This is a genomic window from Streptomyces sp. NPDC007945 (assembly GCF_042958885.1).
Classification (GTDB): Bacteria; Actinomycetota; Actinomycetes; order Streptomycetales; family Streptomycetaceae; genus Streptomyces.
The window spans coordinates 87,156-107,388 of record NZ_JBIBJV010000011.1 but is presented as its reverse complement, the minus strand read 5'-3'; the positions used below and the strand labels follow the sequence as shown (position 1 = coordinate 107,388).

General features: G+C 73.7%; 17 protein-coding genes, 1 tRNA gene and 1 pseudogene. 8 read left to right on the top strand and 11 right to left on the bottom strand.

Annotation, left to right across the window (positions count from 1 at the left end):
* Positions 1–178: 178 nt before the first annotated feature.
* Together ACFZCF_RS28330 and ACFZCF_RS28325 are read right to left on the bottom strand one after the other, a co-directional pair.
* Positions 179–2,752 (bottom strand): FtsX-like permease family protein, encoded by a 2,574-nt coding sequence (locus ACFZCF_RS28330; protein ID WP_391289721.1) that lies wholly within the window; start codon positions 2,750–2,752, stop codon positions 179–181.
* On the bottom strand, positions 2,749–3,567 hold the full coding sequence (locus tag ACFZCF_RS28325) for an ABC transporter ATP-binding protein (RefSeq protein ID WP_388449146.1): 819 nt from the start codon (positions 3,565–3,567) through the stop codon (positions 2,749–2,751). Before ACFZCF_RS28325 ends, ACFZCF_RS28330 begins: the two co-directional genes overlap by 4 nt.
* A 198-nt stretch (positions 3,568–3,765) precedes the next feature.
* On the opposite strand from ACFZCF_RS28325, the gene ACFZCF_RS28320 reads away from it, so the two are divergent.
* The gene (locus tag ACFZCF_RS28320; RefSeq protein WP_388449148.1) at positions 3,766–5,304 is read left to right on the top strand and encodes an MFS transporter; all 1,539 of its coding nucleotides are present in this window, start codon (positions 3,766–3,768) and stop codon (positions 5,302–5,304) included.
* Here the strand turns inward: ACFZCF_RS28320 and ACFZCF_RS28315 are convergent.
* From ACFZCF_RS28315 to ACFZCF_RS28305, 3 genes are all read right to left on the bottom strand, one after another.
* The gene (locus ACFZCF_RS28315; RefSeq protein ID WP_388449151.1) at positions 5,294–5,773 is read right to left on the bottom strand and encodes a nuclear transport factor 2 family protein; all 480 of its coding nucleotides are present in this window, start codon (positions 5,771–5,773) and stop codon (positions 5,294–5,296) included. The genes ACFZCF_RS28320 and ACFZCF_RS28315 overlap by 11 nt on opposite strands.
* A gap of 118 nt (positions 5,774–5,891) precedes the next feature.
* Positions 5,892–6,140 carry a DUF397 domain-containing protein gene (locus ACFZCF_RS28310; RefSeq protein WP_388449153.1) on the bottom strand — a complete coding sequence of 83 codons (249 nt, stop codon included), beginning with the start codon at positions 6,138–6,140 and terminating at the stop codon, positions 5,892–5,894.
* The gene (locus ACFZCF_RS28305) at positions 6,137–7,000 is read right to left on the bottom strand and encodes a Scr1 family TA system antitoxin-like transcriptional regulator (protein WP_391289718.1); all 864 of its coding nucleotides are present in this window, start codon (positions 6,998–7,000) and stop codon (positions 6,137–6,139) included. The genes ACFZCF_RS28310 and ACFZCF_RS28305 overlap by 4 nt, the downstream gene beginning before the upstream one ends.
* 103 nt (positions 7,001–7,103) lie before the next feature.
* Between ACFZCF_RS28305 and ACFZCF_RS28300 the strand changes: the two genes are divergently transcribed.
* Both ACFZCF_RS28300 and ACFZCF_RS28295 read left to right on the top strand, forming a co-directional pair.
* Positions 7,104–7,601, top strand: coding sequence for an ATP-binding protein (locus tag ACFZCF_RS28300; RefSeq protein ID WP_391289716.1), 498 nt, complete (start codon positions 7,104–7,106; stop codon positions 7,599–7,601).
* Between the two features lie 29 nt (positions 7,602–7,630).
* Positions 7,631–8,191, top strand: a complete 561-nt coding sequence (locus ACFZCF_RS28295) for a nitroreductase family protein (RefSeq protein ID WP_391289714.1) — start codon at positions 7,631–7,633, stop codon at positions 8,189–8,191.
* A gap of 3 nt (positions 8,192–8,194) precedes the next feature.
* On the opposite strand, the gene ACFZCF_RS28290 is transcribed toward ACFZCF_RS28295, so the two are convergent.
* The 5 genes from ACFZCF_RS28290 to ACFZCF_RS28270 form a co-directional block, all read right to left on the bottom strand.
* Entirely contained in the window at positions 8,195–10,477 is a 2,283-nt protein-coding gene (locus tag ACFZCF_RS28290) for an FG-GAP-like repeat-containing protein (protein ID WP_391289712.1), read from the bottom strand.
* A gap of 41 nt (positions 10,478–10,518) precedes the next feature.
* Positions 10,519–10,896 (bottom strand): VOC family protein, encoded by a 378-nt coding sequence (locus tag ACFZCF_RS28285; protein ID WP_391289710.1) that lies wholly within the window; start codon positions 10,894–10,896, stop codon positions 10,519–10,521.
* 9 nt (positions 10,897–10,905) lie between these two features.
* Entirely contained in the window at positions 10,906–11,835 is a 930-nt protein-coding gene (locus ACFZCF_RS28280) for a cellulose-binding protein (RefSeq protein WP_391289709.1), read from the bottom strand.
* A 139-nt stretch (positions 11,836–11,974) separates the two neighbouring features.
* A complete protein-coding gene (locus tag ACFZCF_RS28275) occupies positions 11,975–14,506 on the bottom strand; it encodes an SUKH-4 family immunity protein (RefSeq protein WP_391289707.1) in 2,532 nt (843 codons plus the stop codon).
* Between the two features lie 7 nt (positions 14,507–14,513).
* Positions 14,514–15,512, bottom strand: a complete 999-nt coding sequence (locus ACFZCF_RS28270; protein ID WP_388449170.1) for an SMI1/KNR4 family protein — start codon at positions 15,510–15,512, stop codon at positions 14,514–14,516.
* A 317-nt stretch (positions 15,513–15,829) separates the two neighbouring features.
* On the opposite strand from ACFZCF_RS28270, the gene ACFZCF_RS28265 reads away from it, so the two are divergent.
* On the top strand, positions 15,830–16,333 hold the full coding sequence (locus tag ACFZCF_RS28265; protein ID WP_388449172.1) for a YwqJ-related putative deaminase: 504 nt from the start codon (positions 15,830–15,832) through the stop codon (positions 16,331–16,333).
* Between the two features lie 8 nt (positions 16,334–16,341).
* Positions 16,342–16,854: an SUKH-3 domain-containing protein gene (locus ACFZCF_RS28260; RefSeq protein ID WP_391289704.1), complete on the top strand. Its 513-nt coding sequence runs from the start codon at positions 16,342–16,344 to the stop codon at positions 16,852–16,854.
* On the opposite strand, the gene ACFZCF_RS28255 is transcribed toward ACFZCF_RS28260, so the two are convergent.
* Positions 16,851–18,149, bottom strand: a complete 1,299-nt coding sequence (locus tag ACFZCF_RS28255) for a sensor histidine kinase (protein ID WP_388449176.1) — start codon at positions 18,147–18,149, stop codon at positions 16,851–16,853. The two genes, ACFZCF_RS28260 and ACFZCF_RS28255, sit on opposite strands and share 4 nt — an antisense overlap.
* A 189-nt stretch (positions 18,150–18,338) precedes the next feature.
* On the opposite strand from ACFZCF_RS28255, the pseudogene ACFZCF_RS28250 reads away from it, so the two are divergent.
* The 3 genes and pseudogenes from ACFZCF_RS28250 to glmU all read left to right on the top strand — a co-directional run.
* Positions 18,339–18,563: pseudogene (locus tag ACFZCF_RS28250) on the top strand (hypothetical protein); the annotation flags it as partial.
* Positions 18,564–18,569: 6 nt separating this feature from the next.
* A tRNA-Gln gene (locus ACFZCF_RS28245) sits at positions 18,570–18,640 on the top strand.
* 110 nt (positions 18,641–18,750) lie between these two features.
* Positions 18,751–20,199 carry a bifunctional UDP-N-acetylglucosamine diphosphorylase/glucosamine-1-phosphate N-acetyltransferase GlmU gene (gene glmU / locus ACFZCF_RS28240; protein ID WP_388449178.1) on the top strand — a complete coding sequence of 483 codons (1,449 nt, stop codon included), beginning with the start codon at positions 18,751–18,753 and terminating at the stop codon, positions 20,197–20,199.
* Positions 20,200–20,233 lie beyond the last annotated feature (34 nt).

Sequence of the window (20,233 nt, the reverse complement as noted above, 5' to 3'; positions counted from 1 at the left end):
CACGTGAACGGGCCGGGGCCTTCCACCCTACGACGCGCCGCGCCGTTCCGTTGCGGGCACCCGCCCCGCCCTGCGGGACGCCTGCCCACAGGGACGGCGGGTGCGGGCGCCCGCGGGGACGGCGGGTGGGCCTCACCCGATGGGGTGAGGCCCAGGGGGGCGTGCCGCCGCGTCCGGCCTAGTCGCTCGCGATCGCGTTCAGGACGTTCATCCGGCCCGCGCGGAACGCCGGGACGAGGGCCGCGAAGAGGCCCACGAAGGCCGAGCCGACGAAGACCGTGAGGATCGTCGTCCAGGGGATCTCCAGGACCCCGAAGCCCTCCAGGGCGAGGAGCCGCTGCGCGGCCGTGCCCCAGCCCATGCCGAGCCCGAGGCCGAGGAGCGCGCCGAAGAGGGCGATGACGACCGACTCCAGGCGGATCATGCGGCGCAGCTGCCGGCGGGAGAGGCCGATGGCCCGCATGAGGCCGATCTCGCGGGTGCGCTCGACCACCGACAGGGCCAGCGTGTTCACCACGCCGAGGATCGCGACGACGATCGCGAGCGCCAGCAGCCCGTAGATGATGTTCAGCAGCTGCCCGACCTGGTCCTGGAGGTCCTTCTTGTAGTCGGCCTGGTCGGAGACCGTGTACTGGGGGTACGGGGCCAGCGCTTCCTTCAGCGCCGCGTACGCCGCCTCCTCCTGGCCGTCCTTCGCGCCGGCGAGCAGCAGTTTGGCGGCCGGCAGCCGGTCGGCCGGCAGGTGCGCGCGGGCGGTGGTGACGTTCGTGTACATCGCGCCGTTGTCGACGTTCCCGGTGTCCGCCGTGATCGCGGCGACCTTCAGCTTCGCGGTCGAGCCGGGCGCGAAGGCGACGGTGAGGGTGTCGCCGACCTCCACGCCGTGCGCGGTGGCGTAGTCGCTGCCGACGGACATCGCCCCGGGGGCGTACGCGGCCGCCAGGTCGCCGGCGGTCACCTCGCGCCTGAGGTCGCCGATGTACGAGGGTTCGGTCGCCGCCAGCCACTCCTCGGAGACGGTGCCGTCCGGGCCGGTGATCCGCACGTCCGCCGGCCGGTACTCGGTGACGTGGTCGAGGCCGACCGTCCTCTCCACCGCGGCCTGCGCCTGCGGCACGATCGGCGCGCCCATCCGGTTCTGCACGATGTAGTCCGCGCCGACGGACCGGTCGAGCTCGTCGGTGGCCGAGGCGACCATGGAGGAGCCGACGACGGACAGGCCGGCGACGAGCGCGAGGCCGATCATCAGGGCGGCGGCGGTCGCGCCGGTGCGGCGCGGGTTGCGCAGCGCGTTCCGCTCGGCCATCCGGCCGACGGGCCCGAAGACCCGCAGGACGACGGCGCCGAGGACGCGGACGACACCGCCCGCGAGGACCGGGCCGAGGACGACGAAGCCGAGCAGCGAGAGCACGACGCCGACGCCGAGCCACAGCGAACCCGTACCGGCCCGCTCGGCCGCGGCCGCGGCCCACAGCGCCCCGCCGCCGGCGAGGGTGAGGAGCAGTCCGACGGCGCCGCGGACGCGTCCGGCGCGGCCGTCGGCGGGGGTGCCGGCGTCGCGGAGGGCGGCCATCGGGGAGACCTTGCCGGCTCGGCGGGCCGGGACGTACGCGGCGAGGACGGTGACGAGGACGCCGAGGACGAGGCCGACGACGGGGGTGGTCCAGGCGACGGTGAGGTCGCGGGTGGACAGCTCCATGCCCATCGTCGACATGAGCTCCATCAGGCCGACGGCGAGTCCGACGCCGGCGGCGACGCCGGCGACCGAGCCGATGAGTCCGAGGAGGACGGCCTCGACGAGGACGGAGCGGTTGATCTGCCTGCGCCCGGCGCCGATGGCCCGCAGCAGGCCGATCTCGCGGGTGCGCTGGGCGACCAGCATGGAGAAGGTGTTGACGATGAGGAAGATGCCGACGAGGAACGCGATCCCGGCGAAGCCGAGCATCGCGTACTTCATGACGTCGAGGAAGCCGGCCAGGTCCTCGCTGCCCTCCTCGGCGACCTCGGCGGCCGTCTGGACCTTGTAGCCGTCGCCGAGCGCGGCGGCGACGTCCGCCTTCAGCGCGGTGTGGTCGACGCCGGGCTCCGCCTCCACCATGACCTGCGTGAACAGGCCCTCCTTGCCGAGGAGTCGCCGCTGCGCGGTCGCGGTGTCGAAGTAGACGAGGGTGGCGCCGGGGTTCGTGACCTTGAACGCGACGATGCCGGAGACACGCGCGGTGAAGTCGCCGTCGGCGGTGATCGTGCGCAGCGGGGCGCCGAGCTCCAGGCCGTGCTTGTCGGCGGTGCCGCGGTCGACGACGACGTCGGTGGGGCCGCGCGGCTCGTGGCCCTCGACGAGTTCGACCGTGCGCAGCTCGTACGGGCTCCAGTCGGCGGCGATCGTCGGGGCGCCGCTGGTGGGGCCGACGTTCTCGTTCTCCCGGTCGACGACGGTGACGCCCATGGAGGTGACGGAGCCCCGCGCCTCGGCGACGCCCTTCGCGCCGCGCACCTCGGCGACGACGGAGGCCGGGAGGGACTCGGGGCGGCCGGTGTCCGGGGTCTCGTCCGCCGGGTCGGCCGAGGCCGGGGAGACGGTGACGTCGGAGGCGGTGACGGCGAAGAGCTTGTCGAAGGTCGTGTTCATGGTGTCGGTGAAGACGAGGGTCCCGGACACGAACGCGACGGAGAGGAGCACGGCGACGGCGGAGAGCGCCATCCGGCCCTTGTGGGCGAGGAGGTTGCGCAGCGAGGTTCTGAGGACGGTCACGAGGTCCGCCCGCGCGCGTCGGAGTCGGCGGTCTCGGGGTTCCCCCCGGCGAAGAGGAGCATGCGGTCGAGGACGGCCTCGGCGGTCGGCCGCTCCATCTCGTCGACGATCCGCCCGTCCGCGAGGTACAGCACCCGGTCCGCGTAGGAGGCGGCGACCGGGTCGTGGGTGACCATGACGATCGTCTGCCCCAGCTCGTCGACGGAGCGGCGCAGGAAGCCGAGGATCTCGGCGCCGGCCCGCGAGTCGAGGTTGCCGGTCGGCTCGTCGCCGAAGATGATCTCCGGCCGGGCGGCGAGCGCCCGGGCGACGGCGACGCGCTGCTGCTGTCCGCCGGAGAGCTCGGTCGGCCGGTGCTTGAGGCGTCCGGCGAGGCCGACGGTCTCGACGACCCGGTCCAGCCACTCCTTGTCGGGCCTGCGTCCGGCGATGTCCATGGGCAGCGTGATGTTCTCCAGCGCGCTGAGGGTCGGCAGCAGGTTGAACGCCTGGAAGATGAAGCCGATCCGGTCCCGGCGCAGCTGGGTGAGCTTCTTGTCCTTGAGCCCGGTGATCTCGGTCTCGTCGAGGAAGATCTGCCCGCCGGTGACGGTGTCGAGGCCGGCGAGGCAGTGCATCAGGGTCGACTTGCCGGACCCCGAGGGGCCCATGATCGCGGTGAACCGGCCGCGGGCGATGTCCACGTCGACGTGGTCGAGGGCGACGACCCGGGTCTCCCCCGACCCGTACGCCTTGACGACCTGCCGCGCTCGCGCGGCGACGGCCGTCTTCCCTCCGGTACTCCCGTCCCTGGGAATGGTCACAGCCGAAGTCACGGTCTTCTCCTCGTCGCAGCGGCGGTCAGGGCTTGTAGGAACCAGTTAAGAACCGCGCCCGCCCCTTCTCGTCCTCCGCCGGGACGACCGCCCCCTGGCTCGCATGGGGGAGCTTCCCTTAGGGGTTCCTCAGCCCGTGGTCGGAGTGAGACCCTGTCCGCGCCCATTTAGGTGTACGAAGAAAGGAAGCGGCGCGTGGTGGCGGACGGGAGAGCGGCCCCGGAACGGACCGGCCAGGACGACCCGCCCGCGAACCCGCGGCGCGGCCCCGTCGTGGCCGCCCTCATGCTCTGCATGGCGCTCGCCGCCCTCGACGGCACCATCGTCGCCACCGCCGTCCCCCAGATCGTCGGCGACCTCGGCGGCCTCTCCGTCTTCTCCTGGCTCTTCTCCGGCTACCTCCTCGCCGTCACCGTCACCCTCCCCGTGTACGGCCGGCTCAGCGACACCTACGGCCGCAAGCCGGTCCTCGTCGCCGGCACCGTCCTCTTCCTCCTCGGCTCCCTGCTCTGCGCCGCCGCCTGGGACATGGCCGCGCTCATCGCCTTCCGCGTCGTGCAGGGCCTCGGCGGAGGCGCCCTCCAGGGCACCGTCCAGACCATCGCCGCCGACCTGTACCCGCTCAAGGAGCGGCCCAGGATCCAGGCGCGGCTCTCCTCGGTCTGGGCGACGTCCGCCGTCGCGGGCCCGGCGGTCGGCGGCCTCCTCGCCGGCTACGCCGACTGGCGCTGGATCTTTCTCGTCAACCTGCCCCTCGGCGGCGTCGCCCTCTGGCTGATCGTCCGCCACCTCAAGGAGCCCGCCAGGCCCCCGCGTACGGCCCCGGTCCGCGTCGACTGGGCCGGTGCGCTGGGCGTCTTCGCGACCGGCGCGCTGCTGCTGACCGCGCTCGTCCAGGGCGGCGTGGCCTGGCCGTGGCTCTCGCCGCCGTCCCTGGCCCTCCTCGGCGGCGCGGCCGTCCTCGCCGCCGCCACGGTGGCCGTCGAACGCCGGGCGGCGGAGCCGATGCTGCCCGGCTGGGTGTGGCGCCGCCGCACCATCGCCGCCGTCAACGTGTCCCTGGGCGCCCTCGGCCTCCTCATGGTCGCCCCGACCGTCTTCCTGCCGACCTACGCCCAGTCGGTCCTCGGCCTCGGCCCGATCGCCGCCGGCTTCGTCCTCTCCGCCTGGACGCTGAGCTGGCCGATCTCCGCGGCCTTCTCCAACCGCGTCTACACCCGCATCGGCTTCCGCCTGACCGCCGTCCTCGGCATCTCCGGCGCCCTCGCCTGCCTGCTCGCCTTCCCCTTCCTCCCCTACCCGGGGGAGGCCTGGCAGCCGGCCCTCCTGATGCTGGCCCTCGGCGCCTGCCTGGGTCTCTTCCAACTCCCCCTGATGGTCGGCGTCCAGTCGACGGTCCCCTACGAGGAACGCGGCACCACCACCGCCTCCGTCCTCTTCTGCCGCCAGGTCGGCCAGAGCGTCGGCGCCGCCGCCTTCGGAGCGGTCGCCAACGCGGTCCTCGCCGCCCGCCTCGGCACCGACACCGACCTCGACGCCCTCGCCCGCTCGCTCGACACCACCGACGCCATCCGCCGCGCGGTCGACGCGGCCGTCGATTGGGTCTACTTCGGCGCCGCGGCCGCCGCCGCCCTCGCCCTCCTCGCCCTCCTCACCCTCGCCCCCCGCCGCTTCCCGGTCCTGGAGGAGGCGACGGGGGACGAGAAGGAGCGGGACCGCCCCGGCCTCAAGCCGTGAGGGCCGGGACGAAGCCGTCCGGCAGCCGCGGCGGAGTGCCGCGGGTCCACACCACCCGCAGCGCCGAGGCGGCGATCCGCCACCCGTCGGCCGTCCGCACCAGCTCGTTGTCGACGTGCCCGGCGGACACGAACAGGCCGCCCGACCCGTCCGCCAGGACGTGCGTGCTCAACTGGGCGCCCCTCGCGGTGGCCCGGTCGCCGTCGACCTCGACGACGAGGTCGGTCCCCAGGTGCACGGTCCGCTCGAACAGCGCCATGGCCTCCCGGACATGCGCCAGCAGGGCGTCCCGTCCGCGCACCGTGCCGATGGGCATCTCGGCGGTGACGTCCTCGGTGTGGAACGCGTCGACCCACTCCTCGTCGAACACCCCCACGTCCAGGGACCGCAGGTAGCGGCCCATCAGGTCGGTGATCTCGGCACGGTCGGCCAGGGCCCGCAGCTGCCGCTGCATCTCTTCGATGTCCATGCCGAAACTGTCGACCCTCAAGTCCACTTGAGGTCAAGGGTCTCTCGCCGCGGACACGGGGGCCCTGCCCGTCCGGCTCGGACGGGCAGGGCCCCCGTACGTACAAGCGGCGGTTGTACTACTCCGCCGAGGCGAGCCCGACGAACCCGGCCCACGCGTCGTGCGAGACCCGCAGGGCAGGCCGGGCCACGTCCTTCGAGTCGCGGACGTACACGGTTCCCGCGCCGGCCGCGACCTCGACGCACTGGCCGCCTTCGCCGCCGCTGTAGCTGCTCTTGAACCAGGCGAACGCGACCTCGACGCAGTCACCGCCTTCAGCACCGCTGTAACTGCTCTTGAACCAGGCGAGGGGCTCCGCGCTGTTCATAGGTCTCCCAACAGTCTTTCGATGAACGCAAGCGACTCTCGCGGGCTGAGAGCCTGCGACCGGATGGTCCCATAGCGGGCTGCGGCGAGGATCACCCGTTTGGGGTCGGCCTCCAACGTGCCGGTTCCCTGAGCTTCGGCGTAGGCGAACCTCTTGCCGTCATCTCGGGTGACGACGGTGAACGGCCCGTCCACACCCGAGTTGTCCTCGCAGTCGAACGGCATGATCTGGATCTCGACGTTCCTCCGCTGACCGATGAGAAGCAGATGCTCCAGCTGCCCGCGCAACACGCCCTTGCCGCCGATTCGCCGCCGCAGCACCGACTCGCACATGACGAAACTGAGCATGGGGGTGGGGCGGCGATCGAAGATGGCCTGGCGGGCAAGACGGGCGGTCACGCGCTGCTCGATGACCTCGGTGTCGAGCAGCGGCCGTCGGTTGTTCAACACCGCCCGCAGGTACTCCTCCGTCTGCAACAGCCCCTTCACCACCAGGGTGTCGTACGCCAACAGCTCTATCGCCCGCTTCTCCAGCTGCGCCATACCCTGGAAGAACGCCGGGTACTGCGCCTCCTCCAACTGGTCCTTCCAGACCTTCAACAGCCCGCCGGCGCCCAGCACCTCGTCCGACCGGTCGATCGCGCGCGGGGGAGGGATCCGTCTGCCCTGCTCGAAGGAGGCGATGGTCGAGGCCGAGTAGCCGAGCCGCTTGCCGAACTCCTCCCGTTCCATCCCCGCCCGCACCCGCAGCGTCTTCAGGCTCTGCCCGAACGCCGCCACCACGCCCTTGCCGGACTTGTCCGCCGCCTGGCCCGCCTCGGCGTCGGGTCCCGCCTCCGGCTCCGGCACCTCTTCTTCCACCGCACCCCGCCTCTCGTACCTGCGCCGACACGGCGCGTACAAGCGGATCGCGTCGGCGCGTCACCACTGGTCACGCTACGCCACCAAGAGGAGCTTGGAGGGCATGACGAGCAACATCGGCAGCCCCAGTGGGCCCACCCAACTCCCGGCCACCTCGCCTTACTTGACCGGCCGCGCCTTCGCCATGCGGTTCACCTCCACGCCCCGGGGCGCGCGGCTCGCGCGGCGGATGGTCGCCGTGCGGCTGGACGAGTGGGGGGTGCCGTACGGGAGCGCGGCGCACGAGGGCGTCGTGCTGGTCGCGGCCGAGCTGGCGGCGAACGCGGTGCGGCACGGGCACGTGCCGGGGAGGGACTTCCACCTCTCGCTCCGCGCCACGGAGGCGCCCCGGCCGGTCGCGCGGGTCGAGGTGAGCGACACCCGGGCCGAACGCCTGCCGTGCCGGCGCCACGGCCATCCCGGCGAGACGGATCCCGCCGAGGGCGGCCGGGGGCTGCTGCTCGTCGGGGGGCTCGCACAGCGGTGGGGGTGGCATCCGAGGCCCGGGGCGCCGGGGAAGACGGTGTGGGCGGAGTGCCTGCTCGACGTCGGGACGGAATAGTCCTGTACGGGGGCGGGTTGGGTGCGGACATGCGTCCTGATCCGGAACCGCGCGGCGGTCTCCATCCCCTGCTCGCGGCCCGGTTCAGTCCGCGCCGGTTCGACCCGGCCGGGCGGGTCGACGACCGGGCCCTGCACCTTCTCCTGGAAGCGGCCCGCTGGGCGCCCTCCGCGGGCAACTCCCAGCCGTGGGGGTTCTTCACGGCGCGGCCCGGGGAGCCGGGGCACGCGCGGGTGGTGCCGCACCTCGCGCCGAGCGCGGCCCGGTGGGCGGTGGACGCGGGCCTCCTGGTCGTGGCGCTGACGCGGCGGCACGTCGACGGCTCGGAGGTGGTGTACTCCGAGTTCGCCGACTACGACCTGGGCCAGGCCGTCGCCCACATGACCGTGCAGGCGCAGGCGATGGGCCTGGCGGCGCACCAGTTCCGCGCCTTCGACCTGGAGGGGCTCACCGAGGAACTGGCTCCCTCCCCCGGCTGGGCCGTCGTCTCGATGGTCGCCCTGGGCAGGGCCGCCGGCGCGCCGCCGGTGACCAGGGATCGGCGCGGCGTCGCGGAACTGCTGGCCGCCCCCTGGTCACCGGCGGAGTAGGGCTCAGAAGGCGGAGTCGTACGCCGCGTCCTGGGTCAGGTTCGTCCGGACGCCCCGCTTGAAGGGGGCGGACCAGTCGCCGGTGCCCGCGTAGAAGGTCTCGTCGCCGTTCCAGGCGACGAGGTCGGCGCGGCCGTCGCCGTCGGCGTCGCCGACGGCGGTGAGGCCCTTGAAGCCGCCCCAGCCGCCGCCGACCTGCTTGCGTGCGGCGAAGGTGCCGTCGCCCTTGCCGAGGTACAGCCAGAGGACACCGGAACGGTCCCGGGCGAGGAGGTCGCCGGCGCCCGCGCCGCCGAGGTTCCCGGCGGAGGTGATCTCGTTGTAGGCCTGCCAGCCGCCGCCGATCCTCTTCCGCGTGGAGAACGGCGCCTTGGCGTTGCCGGTGCCCGCGTAGAGCCACAGGACGCCGGTCTTGTCGGTGGCGAGGACGTCGGGCCGCCGGTCGCCGGTGACGTCGCCGCCGCCGGTGATCCGGTCGTACGTCTGCCAGCCGCCGCCGATCTGCGTCCGGGCCGCGAGGGGGGCGTTCCGCTTGCCGGTGCCCTGGTAGAGCCAGAGCACTCCGGAGCGGTCGCGGGCCACGCTGTCGGGCGCGGAGCCGCCCGCGACGTTCCCGACGGACACCAGCCGGTCGTACGCCTGCCAGCCGCCGCCCACCCGCGAGGCGCTGGTGCCGGTGAGCGGGCCGCCGGGGGCGGTGGGCCGGGTGCCGTACCGCCACAGGACGCCCTGCGGGTCCCGGGCGAGGAGGTCGGCGGTGCCGTCGTCGTCGTAGTCGTGCGCGGCGGGGGGCCGGGTCACGGTGAACCGGCCGGTGGTGACGAGGTCGGGGCCGATGCCGTCGTCCGGGCGGGCGTTGATCTCCCACTCGTACGTGCCGTTGCGGGCGGGCGCGTCCGGGTTCGCGGGGTCCAGGTCCTTGCCGTCCCAGTGCCAGGCGAACCTGCGGGGGGTCCCGGCCACGGTTCCGGCGGGGACGCCCCAGCCGCTGTACGTGGTCGTCCGGCTGGGCAGGTGGGTGACGGTCAGCCAGACGTGGCTGTCCGCCCGGGACAGGTCCCAGCCGAGGTCGACCCCGCGCGCCGCCTGCGCGCCGGTGAGCTCCTTCGGCACCGAGGAGCCGGTGAGGGCGACGACGGTCGACTGGCCGGTGGACGCGACCTGTTCGACCAGCGGGCGGCCGCCGTCGGCGCCCGGTGAGATCCGGTACAGCCCTTCGCCGTGCTCGGGCGTGCCGCCGCGGACCAGCAGCGAGCCGCCGGGGGCGGCGACGGCGGAGGAGTACGCGGTGAGGGCCTCGAACGTCTCGCCGGTGTCGAGCGACCGGAGGGTGAGGGGCCGCTTCCGCGGGTTGTGGCCGCCCGGGACGTAGGTGTCCTCCTCGATGGAGACCTTCTGGCCGGACGCCAGCCAGCCGCCGACCAGATACAGCGGGTCGGACCACGCGGCGGCGTCCGGGATCCACCGCTCCTCGGCGGACGCGCCCCGGCGGACGGCGACGATGCCGCTGCCCCCGGGCCGGGACTCGCGCCAGGCCGCGTGCGTGGCGGAGACGGCGCCCCACCAGGGCAGTTCGTCCGCGGAGCGGGCGAACCAGGCGTCCTCGCCGGTGGCGAGGTCGACGAGGATCTTGGCGGCCGTCACCGAACGCCCCACGCCGATCTCGCAGTCGTAGAGCGCGGCGCCGCCGCCGGTCCACCCCTCCTCGGCGCCCATGCAGCTGATCTGCGGCCCGCCGACCAGCTTGCGGGGCTTCGGCGTGCCTCCGGCGAGCACCTCGGCGTCGAGCGTGGCGGCGTACTGGACCTCGTACCCGTCCTCGTACCGGCCGAGGAGCAGCGTGTCGCCGGCCAGGCCCGTGTAGGAGTAGTCGCCGAGCGCGTCGAGGTCGACCGTGACCGGCGGTGTGCCCGGCTTCGCCGTGTCGTGGACCTTCAGCACCGAGCTGACGGTGAGCATCGCCCGGTCTCCGGTGACGACGAGGTCCCCGCCGCCGCCCGCGGCGGACGGGCCCGGCAGCACCGTCGAGGTGCCGTCCGCGTACCGGGTCCACCGGAACTCCGGCGCGCCGCTCCGGGTCTTCGACAGGAAGCCGCTCGGGCCCGCGCCGACGACGTCCGCGTCGCGCGGGAACGGTACGGCGGACGCCTGCTGGTCCTGCGTGGCCACCGGCGCGACCGGCGCGGCGGCGGCCGGGAGTGTGGTGAGCGTGCCGCCGGTGGCGGCGAGGACGACGGTGACGGCGGCGGCCGCGAGACGGCGGGCGCGCGTGCGCGTGATGTGCATGATCGTTTCCCTCCCCTGGGAGGCCAGACGCTACCGGACGGTCACATCGGGCGCCGCCTCCGGGGGGAGACGCAGAAGGGGTGACCGGCCGGGTCCAGGAGGACGCGCCAGCGGTCGGGGCGGGACTGGGCCGCGGGGAGGGTGGCGCCGAGGGCGGTCAGTGCGGCCACGGCCTCGTCGAGGTCGTCCACGTCGAAGTCGAGGTGGAGCTGGGCCGGGACGTCGCCGTCGGGCCAGGTCGGCGGGCGGTGGTCCGCGACCCGCTGGAAGCCGAGGACCAGGCGGTCCCCGTCCACGAGCGCGGCGAAGTCGGCGTCGGACCGCGCGTGCGGGGTCAGCCCCGTGGCCCTCGCGTAGAAGTCGGCGAGGGCCAGGGGGTCGGCGCAGTCGAGGTTCACCGCCGTCAGCTTCATCCGCATGCGCGGAGCCTACGGGCGGGGTTCCTCAACCGGCTCGGGGTTTTCCGCCGGGGCCTCGGCCGGGGCTTCCGCGGGTTCCTGCGCCGTCGGGCGGCCGGTGAGGGCGGCGAGGGAGTTGCGGATGTGCTCCATGTGGGAGTGGATCTCGTCGCGGGACTCGTCGTGCTCGCGCAGCAGCCGTTCCGTCGCCCGCTCCGTCCGCTCGGCCGTGAGCCGGGCCTCCGTCAGGATCTCCGCGGCCTTCGCGTCGGCGTCCTCCTGGCGGTGACGGGCCTCCTCCTCGGTGCGGGCGAGGGCGCGACCGGCCTCCTCCAGGCGGGCCTCGGCCCGGGCGACCTGCTCGACGTGGCGGGCGTCGAGCGCCGCGGCGGCCTCCTCCGCCTCGCGGTCGGCCTCGGCGCGGGCGGCACGGTGCTCCTCGGCCTGGTGGGCCAGGAGCTCGGCCGCGCGGTGCGCCGTCTCCTCGTACGCCTCCTTCGCCGCCTCCCTGGCCCCCTCGGCGTCCCGGCGGGCGATGACGGCCAGCTCCTCGGCGCGTTCGCGGGCGGCCTCCAGGGTGCCGCGGGCCTTCGCCTCGGCCTCGGCCCGGACCCCTTCCGCGTACGTCCTGGCCGCCTCCCCGGCCTCCCGGGCCGCCGCGTCCGCCGCCTCCGCGACGGCCTGCGCCTCGGCCTCGGCGGCGCGCACGAGCCGCTCGTCCTCCTGCTCCGCGAGCTTCAGGATCTGTACGGCGGCCTCGCCCAGGGACTCGTACCGCTGCGGTTTCAGCGCCGCGACGGTCTCCCGCAGCGCGGCCAGCTCCGTCTCCATCTCCTTCGCGAGGACGGTCAGCCGCGCGGCCCGCTCCCAGGTCTCGTCGCGCTCCCGGGACAGCGCGTCGACGTACCGGTCGACCTGCTCCGGGCGGTAGCCCCGGCCCCGTCCGACGGAGAAACTCATCTGCGCCCCTTCCCTCTGTCCTCACCCACCAGGATGCGCCATAAGAACGGACAAAAGGCGCCCGACGTGATCACACATCGAGCGCCCTTCATCACATTCCGCTCTCACACGGCGTCAGATCCGGCGCCCTTCCGACACCTCAGAGCAGCCCGTCCCACATCTGCTCCAGCAGCACCGACCACCAGTTCTCCGGCGAGGACAGCGCCGCCGGATCCAGCATCGCCAGCTGCGCCTGGAAGTCGACCGTCCAGCGCCCCGCCTGCTCCGGCGTGAGCCCGAACCGCAGCCGCCACATCCGCCCGAGCAGCGCCATCGACCGCGTGAACTCCGGCAGCCCGGTGTTCACGAACTGCGGCGGCACCGACGCCCCGCCCGGACCGGCCTCCACCGGCACCGCCACGATGTGCGCGGTCCCGTACTGGACGCAGATCGCCCGCCCGAAGTCCGAACCCAGCACCAGGTACGAGCTCGCGTCCGGCGCCGCCGGCACCTGGCGCTGCTGCGCCAGCTCCGCCAGCGTCGGCACCACCGGCATCGCGGGCTGCGCCCAGAAGAACGGCCCGAAGTCCGCCGGAAGGCCCGCCCACATGAGCGTGACCGCCACCAGCTCCGGCACGCCCTGCCGGGACACCGCGCGCTGGTCGAACCGGAGGATCCCCGGCCCGAACGCGCCCGCCAGCTCCTGCGCCACGGCCTCCGGCGGCACCGGCGGTGCCGGCTGCACCTGCGGCAGCGGAGCCCGTACCGGAGCGGGCCGCGCCGGACCGTCCGCCACCTGATGCAACTCGCCCTGATGGGTGAGCAGTTGACGCATGCCCTGCTGACGGCCCGCGTGGTCGCGGCCGTACGGGGCGATGCTGGTGATCCGCGCCTGCGGCCACGTCTCCCGGATCATCCGCGCGCAGTAACCGCCCGGCAGCTCACAGGAGGCCAGCTCCGTGTGGAGTTCGAGCACCTGCTGCGGCGGCACGCCGAGCCCGCGCAGCTCGTGCAGGATCTGCCACTCCGGATGCGGGGTGCCCGGCGCCGAACGCCGGATGATCTGCTGCTCCGAACCGTCCGGCGCCCGGTACCGCAGCACCGCCTGGTACCCGGGGCCCACCGTCGGCACACCGGCCGGCGGCTGCGGATACCCGTAGGCCGGAGCCGGGACGGGACCCGGCGCCGGAGCGGGAGCCGGGATCGGGCCCGGCGCCTGCGGCGCGGCCGGGGCGGGCGCGGGCGGCGGCACCGGCGCGCCCGGACCCGCCGGACCCGGCTGGGCCAGCATCGTCGGCGCGTGCTCGATGCCGTGCGCCGGCGTCCCCGCACCCCCGGAGGCACCCGGAGCACCCGGAGCACCCGGAGCACCGGGAACGCCCGGCGGCGGAGGCGGCGGAGGCACGTTCCCGCCGGACGGACCGGCCTGCCCGGGATGCGCCAGCATCGTCGCCGCGTGGTGCACCGGCTGCGGCGGCGTCACCGGGCCCGGCGGCGCGGGCGGCGGAGGCGTACCCGGACCGACGGGCGCGGCCTGCCCCACCGGCACACCCGGCGCCGGCGTCTGCGGCACCAGCTGCGTCGGTACGTACGCGGGCGCCGGCGCGGGCCCGCCGGACGTCGCACCGGGCGCCCCCGGCGGAGGCGGCGGCGCGACCGGCGCCGCCGTCTGCTTCTTCGGCGGCAGCGTCGCCTTGCTCGTCGCCGCGTCCGCGATGTCCCCCGCGCCCGGCACGACCGGCGGGGCCGCGGGCGGCGGCGGAGTGGCACCGGGCGCCACCGGCGGCGCAGGCGCGGCCGGGTCAAGGCGCGGCGCCACGGCCGTCTTCGGCAGCGCGCTCCCGCCCTGCATCAGCGCCGTCGGCGCGTCCGCGCCCACCACCGGCACCGGGGCGTCCTCGTCGTCGGCCCCCGACAGCGGCGGCGCGAACACCGTCGCCGGCAGCGGCACACCCTCCACACCGCCGGAGCTCGCGTTGGCGTCGACCCACGGACCGGCCGGCGCCGACGTCGGCACCCCGTCCATCGCCGTCGGCTCGTACTCCCCGTCCGACGAAGCGGAAGACGAAGACGCCGAAGAAGCCGAAGAAGCCGAAGACGCCGAAGAAGCCGAGGGCGGGTCGAACGAGGGAAGCGGGATCGCCGCCGCCGGCGTCTCCGAACCGTCCGACGCATCCGCCCCGGCCGACGACACCGACCCCGACGCCGACACCGCGACCGCCTCGGGACCCGACGCCGGAACCACGTCCCCGCCCGCGTCCGGCTCACCCTCCGACTCGGCCCGCTCCTCCTGCGACGCGTTCGGCCGCTGCGGCAGACCGATCTTGTCCGCCGCGTCCTGCAACCACTCCGGCGGACTCAGCAGGAACGACGTCTGATTCAGGTCGATCCGCGCCGGCGGCGCCGCCGGAACCGACACCGCCGCCTCCTCCACGGACCCGTACTCCTCCTCGTACCGCCGGATCACCTCACCCACCGGCAACCCCGGCCACAGCGTCGCCTCACCCGAATCCCGGGCGATCACCAGCCGCTGCCGGCCCCGGTCCGACGTCGGACCACCCTCACGGGCCTCCGCCCACACCACGAAACCCAGACCGAACTCCCGCACCCGCACCTCCTGGTGCTGGTACGGCGGCAGATCGCCGTTGATCCACTCCTCGGCGCGCTCCTGCGCCTGCGCGAACGTCACCACAGCCGGCTCAGCCTCCCACCGGGACCACGGGCACGGCACGCGCGAACCCGCCGTCCACCATCAGATTCGCGACCGTCTCCAACTCCGGCGGATTGCCGGCCAGCCGCAGCAGGAACGCGTCGAAATCCTCACCACACGGAAGCAGCAGACGCTCCACCCGCTCGTTCACCGACCACCCCGCGGCCTCCTCCCCGGAGTCCCGCACGTCGTCGTAGGCACAGAACCACACGGAACCCACACCCGCGCCCCGCACCTTCACCGCCACCAGACCACCCTGCACGAAGGCCACCCCCAGGTAGTCCTTCGTCAGATGGTCCCGCAGACACTTGTTGACATAGACGAGGTCGTTGAGCCCCGCCTCCTCACGCACCGTGAAGAACGGCTGGTCCACCAGAAGCCCCAGCTCCGCGTCGAGCGCCGCGCCCACCGGCGCACACCCACCCGCCACCTTCAGGAACGAGCGGTACGCCCCCGGCAGCCGATAGCCGAGATCCTCCTCGACGCCCTGCAACTGCTGCTCCGACACCGACATCCCCGACTTCGGCAGCCCGAAATGCACCGGACGCGTGTCCCGCAGCGGCCGCGTCCCCCGCTTCGCATGGTCCACCGCCGCCGTCGCCACCCCACCGTGATGCCGCAGCAACGCCTTCACCTCGACCGGCACCAACTCAAGACGACGCGAACCCACCACGTGATGCCACGTCCACCCGTGCGGCGTCGCCACCGCCGGAATCGTGTCCCACAGCTCGTGACCCGTCGCCGCCATCGCCGCGTTCGCCGACACGTAGTCCGTCAGCCGCAGCTCGTCGACACCGAAACCCTCCGGAGGCTCCGCGATCTCCGCCGCCGCACGCGCGTACGGCGAGAAATCCGGGAACCCCCGCTCGTCCACCCGCACCCCGCGCGGATGCCGCGAGGCGCGCACCGGATCCGGGAAGCGCACGACCTGCCCGGCATAAGCCGCGTTCGGTGGCGCGGTGTACTGCCCGAGCCGACCTGTCGTCATGGCGGTTGCCCCCTGCATGGCGTCACTGGCTGCTACTGCTTGCTACTCGCCGCTCGCGCACCCGGACACCACTGCTCCCGGCACGCCCGAGCGATCCCGCACAGCCTATGCGCTGCCACAAGAGCACGAACCGGGCCGCGCCCCCACCGGCCCACCCCGCACACCCACCGTCACGAACCGTCACGACCCCATGACAGGCCGACCACGGCTCCGACACACCGGCGCGGCGAAACCCCCACCCAGCTTCCCCATATGGCTCCCTATTTGGCAGGCTGTCACCGCAACTCGGGGGATTGCAGGAGGGGAAGACCAGCACGATGTACGCCAGCACCACACCCACACAGGGTGACCCACGCCTCAACTGGAGCAGCGACACCGACCACGGTCGCGCCCCCTTACTGCTCCACCGCCGCGACGGCATCCTCCCCGCCGTCGGGGCCGCGCTCTCCGTCCGCGGCGAGACCCTCACCTGCACCGCCGGCCGCGGCGACACGCCACCCGTCCTGCACGCCCTCGTCCAGGACTTCCTCGACACCCTCACCAGCGGCCAGCGCGAACGCTTCACCGGACGCTGCCCCGAAGCCATCCTGCTCTCCCGGCACCTCACCGCCACCGAGAACGGCCGCTCCAAGCGCGCCCAGCGCAAGCCCCTCACCGCGGGCGAGGCCCGCCGCAGCCTCAAACACGCCAAGATCACCGCCCGGCGCATCCGCGAGGACGGCGACCCCCTGCACGGCAGCTACGCCGCACCCTGCCGCTCCTGCGCCGCCCTCCTCGACCACTTCGGCGTCCGCACCGTCACACCCACCGAGAACGGCTGACCCGCACCATGGCCGACACCACCCGCTTCCCCGTCAACGTCGACGCCGCCCTCCGCGACGCCGGCTGGCAACCCGGACGCTGGGACATCAAACTCGCCGAGGAATGGGCCGACACCCTCCGCGCCCACGTCTCCCCCGCCGGCCACCGGCACACCGTCTTCCCCGCCGTCGTCGAAGCCTGGGCCGAATTCGGCGGCCTCCACCTCACCGCCCCCGGCCCCGGCCGCCAGATCGCACCCGCCACCCTCCGCTTCGACCCCCTCGCCGGCCTCCACCTCGCCCGCACCCTCGCCGACCTGGGCCGCGCCCTCGGCACCGAACTCGCCCCCCTCGGCGAAGAGGGCGACCACCAGGCCGTCCTCGCCATGGACGCCGAAGGCCGCGTCTACAGCCTCGACCACACCGGCGACTGGTACCTCGGCCGGGACATCGACACCGCCCTCGCCACCCTCGTCACCGGCACCCAGCCCGTCCGCCTCACCGCCGGCCAACCCCACCCCGCCGGGATCACCACCGGCTAACCCCGCCCCACCGGAATCACCGCCGACACCTTGAAACCACCCGCGTCCGTCGGCCCCGACACGAACGCACCCCCCAACCGCACCACCCGCTCCCTCATCCCCACCAGACCGTTCCCCCCGCTCGGCAACCCCGCGTCCGCCGCACCCGCGTCCGACGGACCGTTCTCCACCTGCGCCGCCACCTCCGCCTCACGATGCGCCAGCCGCACCACCACCGAAGCGCCCGGGGCATGCTTGTGCACGTTCGTCAACGCCTCCTGGACCACCCGGTACGCCGTCCGCTCCACCTCCGGCGGATACGCCCCCGGCTCCCCCAGCACCACCAGCTCCACCACCGCCCCCGCCCGCCGCGACTCCTGGCACAACTCCTCCAGCGCCCCCAGGCCCGGCCCCGCCGCCGCCTCCGCCGCCGCGGCCGCCGCCCGCCCCACCGCCGCCAACGGCACCACCGCCGGAACCGCCACCGGAGCCTCCTCCCGCAACACCCCCAACATCTCCCGCAACTCCGTCAGCGCCTGACGCCCCATGTCCCCCACCAGCGCCGCGTTCCGCACCGCCTTCTCGGGATCCTTCAACGCCACCGCCTGCAACGCCGCCGCGTGCACCACCATCAACGACACCCGATGCGCCACCACGTCGTGCATCTCCCGCGCGATCCGCCGCCGCTCCTCCTGCCGCGCCCACTGCGCCCGCTGCTCCGCCCGGTCCGCCAGCAGCGACAACTCCTGCTCCAACGAGTCCGCCCGCTCCCGCAGGCTCTCCATCAGCCGCCGCCGCGCCCCTATGTAGAGACCGAACAACACCGGAGGCGCGTTCAACCCCAGCGTCATGAACAGCGCCATCACCGGCACGTACCAGGCACTCGGATCGAAGTCGTCCGCCTGCGCGGCGATGTCCCGCCGCATCTCCACCGCCGTGACGACGAACACGGCGACCGTCGCCATCCCCGCCAGCACGGCCGTGTACCGACGCGGCACCTCCGAAGCGGCGAGCGTGTACAGACCGACGATCCCCATCAGGAAACCCATCTCGGCCGGCGCCACCGCGACCGACACCAGCACCACCGTGATCGGCCACCGCCGACGCACCAGCAGCACGGCCCCCACCACGAACCCGAACAGCGCCCCCAGCGCCTCCGGCACCCCCGCGCGGCCGGCGAACGCCACCCCCTCGAAGGCGCACTCCACCCCCGACACCAGCGCCAGTCCGACATCGAGCACGGCACTCCGCCGCCGCCCCCACCACCACACGGCCCGCGCGCCCGGCGCGTCCCGATCTGCCCCCGTTGCGGTCATGCCCCCACCCTACGGGCGCACCCCCGCGTACCCCGCGGGGCGTCAACACTCCGCACACCAGTCCCTCGAACTAGCGGAGCGGAAGCGGTCCTCGCAGCAGGCATCCGAGATCGCCCGGCGGGGCTGGGAAGCGACGATGCGCCGGCGCGAGGAGCAGCGGCAGGCAGCCAAGCGCGCGGCAGCCGACGAGATCGGTACTGGGCGGAGCTCGTGGGCGTGGACCCCGCCCGCTTCAACAAGACCACCCTCAAGCGCCATCAGCCCAAGACGATCCGCAAGAACACCGGGGTGGATTACCGGGGATGCCTCGCCATCCGCGTTCTCGGCAGTGCCGACTTGCACCGTCGCATCGAAGGCGCCCGGTACGGCATAGTAGGGGCGGCGTCCGCACTGGATCTCCAGAAACGGACATAAGGCCCATCCCGGGTCGTCTAAGGGCAAGACGGGAGATTTTGGTTCTCCATATGGGGGTTCGAGTCCTCCCCCGGGAGCTAGCCAGGTTAGGGCCCTGACCTCACAGGTCAGGGCCCTTCCTCATGGCCGTCCTCCGACGCCCCGGTATCCTGCGTGCGTCCACCACCCAAAGCCGAAGGGCATATCCGTGAGCGCCAACCGCCCGGCAGCCGTCGTCGTCCTCGCAGCGGGTGAGGGCACCCGCATGAAGTCCAAGACCCCCAAGGTCCTGCACGAGATCGCCGGGCGTTCGCTCGTCGGGCACGTCGTGTCCGCCGCGCGCGAGCTCGACCCCGAGCACCTCGTCGTGGTCGTGGGGCACGCGCGGGAGCGGGTGCGGGGGCATCTGGAGGAGGTGTACCCGGGGACCCGTACCGCCGTGCAGGAGGAGCAGAACGGCACCGGGCACGCGGTGCGCATGGCGCTGGAGGAGCTCGGGGACGCGCCCGAGGGGACCGTCGTGGTCGTGTGCGGCGACACCCCGCTGCTGTCCGGCGCGACGCTGCGGGGTCTGGCCGAGACGCACGCCGCCGACGGCAACGCGGTGACCGTGCTGACCGCGGAGGTGCCGGACTCCACCGGGTACGGCCGGATCGTGCGGGACGTGGCCACGGGTGCCGTGACCGCGATCGTGGAGCACAAGGACGCGTCGCCGGGCCAGCTGGACATCCGGGAGATCAACTCGGGTGTGTTCGCGTTCGACGGCGTGCTGCTCGCGCAGGCGATCAAGCAGCTGCGGACGGACAACAGCCAGGGCGAGGAGTACCTCACCGACGTGCTGTCGATCCTGCGTGAGGCGGGCCACCGGGTCGGCGCCTCCGTGGCGGCCGACCACCGGGAGATCCTCGGCATCAACAACCGCGTGCAGCTGGCCGAGGCGCGGGCGCTGCTGAACCGCCGGCTGATCGACGCCGCGATGACGGCCGGGGTGACGGTGGTCGACCCGGCGTCGACGATCGTGGACGTGACCGTGACGTTCGAGCCGGACGCCGTGATCCACCCGGGTACGCAGCTGCTCGGTGCCACGCACGTCGGGGAGGACGCCGAGGTGGGTCCGAACACCCGTCTGACGGACACGACGGTGGGCCGGGGCGCGCGGGTGGACAACACGGTGGCGGTGTCGGCGGAGATCGGCGACGGGGCCTCCGTGGGTCCGTACGCGTACCTCCGTCCGGGTGCGCGGCTGGGCGCGAAGGCGAAGATCGGCACGTATGTCGAGGTGAAGAACTCGTCGATCGGTGAGGGTACGAAGGTTCCCCATCTGTCGTACGTGGGTGACGCGACGATCGGCGAGTACTCGAACATCGGTGCGGCGAGCGTCTTCGTGAACTACGACGGGGTGGCGAAGCACCACACCACGATCGGGTCCCACTGCCGGACGGGTTCGGACAACATGTTTGTGGCTCCCATCACCATCGGGGACGGTGCGTACACCGCGGCGGGGTCCGTGATCACGAAGGACGTGCCGGCGGGTGCTCTGGCTGTCGCCCGGGGCCAGCAGCGGAATATCGAGGGTTGGGTCGCCCGGAAGCGGCCCGGCAGCGCCGCGGCGAACGCGGCCGAGGCGGCCTCGGAGGGGGCGGCCGGCGAAAGCTGACCGGAAACAGGTGCGTCGAACTCGGCGTACCGTG